General features: G+C 44.2%; 3 protein-coding genes. 1 reads left to right on the top strand and 2 read right to left on the bottom strand.

What is annotated here, in order from left to right:
- Positions 1–46 precede the first annotated feature (46 nt).
- Together IM500_RS16625 and IM500_RS16620 are read right to left on the bottom strand one after the other, a co-directional pair.
- Positions 47–259 (bottom strand): hypothetical protein, encoded by a 213-nt coding sequence (locus tag IM500_RS16625; protein ID WP_287739058.1) that lies wholly within the window; start codon positions 257–259, stop codon positions 47–49.
- Between the two features lie 63 nt (positions 260–322).
- A complete protein-coding gene (locus IM500_RS16620; RefSeq protein WP_190722367.1) occupies positions 323–1,537 on the bottom strand; it encodes an aminotransferase class V-fold PLP-dependent enzyme in 1,215 nt (404 codons plus the stop codon).
- 279 nt (positions 1,538–1,816) lie between these two features.
- On the opposite strand from IM500_RS16620, the gene IM500_RS16615 reads away from it, so the two are divergent.
- Entirely contained in the window at positions 1,817–3,253 is a 1,437-nt protein-coding gene (locus IM500_RS16615; protein WP_287739056.1) for a TM0106 family RecB-like putative nuclease, read from the top strand.
- Positions 3,254–3,482 lie beyond the last annotated feature (229 nt).

The raw sequence follows: 3,482 nt of genomic DNA, 5'->3' as shown, positions 1-3,482 counted from the left end.
TCTAACACTTTCTGGTATAGTTCACTTATCATTTTCGTTATTTAGGTCATATATGGTAAATATGACTTATCTTTTTTGGGAGTCTGTGTCTGTATTCCATGCTACATAAGCTTTTCAGCTGGCTTGTCCCCCTGTCAGCTTCTAGGGCGTTTTTGGCAATTTCCGCCTCGCTCATCCCTTTAACTTTCTTCCAGTCTGTTTTGCCTTTCAACTTCGCCCACTGTTCGCGGGTGACTCTGGTAATATGTTCTTCGTTCACGGTTATTAGCCCTCCTAGCACTAATTATTCGACGAACCGAGCCACGCCAGGTATAGTGTGATTTTAAACTAACTTTTGGATAGCTGCTACTAACTGCTCGATTTCTGAGGGCAAAGTGAAATAGTGGACACAGGCACGCACACAGAGGGGGTCGAGGAGAGTTCGCAGTAAAAACCCTTGTTTTTCTAGCTGTTGCACTAACTTTTGTGGGGTGATGGCCGAGTCAATTTGAAAGGAAACTAAACCAGATTCCGGTGGAGAATTTTTTAAACATTTCACCCCCTTAATCGTCTTTAATTCTTCCCAGAGATAAGCCGCTAATTGACAGATTTTTTCGTATCTTTGTCCCCCATCACCCCAGGCGTTATGTACCGCAATAGTTGCCCTTAAACCCTCAAATTGGGGATAGGCAGAAGTGGCCACTTCAAAGCGTCTGGCATCCGGTTTCCAACCGATAGGCTGTCCTCGGTTATCTGTTTCAATGCCGCGCCAACCGATAAAAGTGGGCCGTAAACTAGGGAAAATTTCGGGACGAATATACAATCCTCCCACACCGGCCGGTCCACACCACCATTTATGACCCGTAAAAGCATAACAATCGGCGGCAGTAGCGCTTAAATCTAAGGGCAAACAACCCACGGATTGGGCAGCATCCACCACCACTAAAACGGGTTTTTCGGTGACAGAATTATCATGACAAAGTTGCGAGATTTCCTTGAGGGGTAAAACCTGTCCGGTATTCCAGAGAACGTGACTAACCACCAAAACCCTAGTTTTTGGACGTAGATGAGCGGAAATGACTTCTATCGGGTTGCCACCGTTTAAAGTTTCCCGAATAGGACAAGTGGAGATTTCCAGATGATAACGACGGGCAATTTCTTGAACCGTGGCGATAATTCCGGGGTGTTCACAATCGGTTAGTAAAATATGTTCCCCCGCTTGCCAATCAACTCCCCAGAGGGCGATATTACAGCCTACAGTGACATCCTCGGTGATAGAGAGGGTGCTGGGGCTGATTCCCAACTCCTGAGCCATTTCTTGCCTGAGAAGTTCCGTTTTTCCGGTAATCCAATCGTTTACCCCTCCTGAAAAAGGCCCCTTTTCTTGGAGAAAATTATGGGCATCGATAATCGCCTCTAATCCCGCCTTGGGCAAGGTTCCCTGACCACCGAAATTAAAATAAACTTTATTGCTAAGTCCCCGAAATTCCTGTCTTTGTTCGGCTAAATCCGCTTTACTAACGGCGTAATCGAGGCTATTTTCGTCTAAATTCTGCATAAGCGAGGAGATGGGGGGTCAGTTATCAGTTATCAGTTATCAGTTATCAGTTATCAGTTAGAAGGTGTTGGGTTTTGGGGTTTTAGGGTTTTAGTTGAATTCCCCATTTCCCGACTTCCTGACGACCGACGGCTGAATTCTAGCGACGGATTAAGTCACAATTGTCACAATAGTATTAGAGTAGAGGAAACATACTTGGGAATGTTTTCTTTTTTTAAGTTTATTATTTTTTACTTTACCTCACTGGTCCAGGAAAGCTTAACTTTTCTCCTTGATAGAATGCTACTGACCGATGATCTACTTCTAGACTACCAACGTTGTCAACGCCGTGCATTTTTAAATCTCTACGGCAATAGCCAAGAAAAAGACCCTGAGCGAGATTTTTTGCTTAAATTGCGCCAAGAGAGTCAAAGTCACGTTAAAAAAGTCCTGCAAGACTCCTATCCCGATTATTGTTCCCTGACTACCCCCAGCACTGATATTTTGGCTGCCGCTAGGGAAACGGAAGCTTTGATGGGTCGGGGGGTATCCTGTATTTATCACGGAGTCCTTTTACAATCTGGCTATCCCGTCTCTTTAACCGGTTCCCCGCATTTATTAATTAAACAGGCAGGAGAGTCGAAATTTGGCGATTGGGTTTATTATCCCCTCAATATTCAACTCGGTCGCCGTCCTAAGCCTGAATATAAGATGCTGGCTACTTTTTACGCCTATTTATTGACCAGTATGCAGGGAGTTTTTCCCAATTACGCAGAAATTGTCCTACGTCGTCATAATCGCTATCGAGTGGAATTGAATCTCTGGTTAACTAAACTAGAGGAAATAATCAAAAAGTTCGGCGAAATGGTGATTAATCGCCAAGAACCAGAAGTTTTTATCTCGCGTCAGCGTTGCAGTTTATGTCATTGGTATAGTCACTGTTATGGTATCGCCCAAGCGAGTCAACATCTTTCTTTAGTCCCGGGGGTGACTCCCAGTCGTTACCAATTTTTACAGTCTTTGGGGGTTTCCACCATGGAATCCCTGGCGCTTACCTCTCCTACCCGTATGGGGGAGGGGATGGGGGTAGAGGTGGCTAATCAGTTACAATTACAGGCCCAAGCAATTATTGAAAATCGGGCCTTTCGCAAAAGCAACGGCAAAACTGCTTATTTGTCCCCCCTACCGAGGGCCGAGATTGAATTTTATTTTGACATCGAAGCAGAACCAGAACAAAATTTAGATTATCTTTTGGGGATTTTACGGGTTGACCATCGAGTTAATACCCAGCAATTTTATCCCTTTTTGGCAGAAAAGCCAGAAGATGAAGGCAGGATTTGGCAGGAATTCTTAACCTTAGTCATGCAGGATTATCAAGCACCAATTTTTCATTTTTCTGAGTACGAAGTGGAAACAATTAAGCGATTAGGTTATCTTTATAAAACCCCTTCTTCTTTGATTAATCAGTTAGTTTCTCGCTGTTTTGATCTGCACTATCATGTAGTTAATTCGGTAACTTTTCCCGTGGAAAGTTATTCTTTAAAATCCCTCGCTAACTGGATTGGCTTTCAATGGCGCGATCGAGGAGTAAGCGGGGATCAATGCGTTTGGTGGTATGACCAGTGGTTAAAAACAGGAGATCGGACTTTATTGGCGGCTATTTTGCGTTACAATGAGGATGATTGTCGCGCCACCTTTATACTAAAAGATTGGCTTTTGACATACCCCACGCCGTAAACGGACGTGGATTCTTCTAGCATCACTGCTGAGAATTTCTGGCTCAACGAGTCCACTTGAATTAGATTCCTGGCGAAATCCCACCCAGAGGTGGTTCTCTCCTCAGACTTTCGCTCCCTTACAGAAGCCTGTTTTCGTATGCCCTACGATACAGTTCAAATCCTCTAAAATAATTGGTTTCTCTGGTACTTGACGCTTAGAGCTTTTACCTATAGGAGCATTCCCCTAT

Origin of the sequence: Microcystis sp. M179S2 (assembly GCF_020245805.1) — a bacterium.
GTDB classification, from domain to species: Bacteria; Cyanobacteriota; Cyanobacteriia; order Cyanobacteriales; family Microcystaceae; genus Microcystis; species Microcystis aeruginosa.
The sequence above is the reverse complement of the archived record's forward strand: the minus strand, read 5'-3'. Positions and strand labels throughout refer to the sequence as shown.

What these genes read in the sequence shown, in the direction of transcription:
- IM500_RS16615 (WP_287739056.1), top strand. Translation starts at nt 1,817, where the DNA reads ATGCTACTGACCGATGATCTACTTCTAGACTACCAACGTTGTCAACGC.
- IM500_RS16620 (WP_190722367.1), bottom strand. Translation starts at nt 1,537, where the DNA reads ATGCAGAATTTAGACGAAAATAGCCTCGATTACGCCGTTAGTAAAGCG.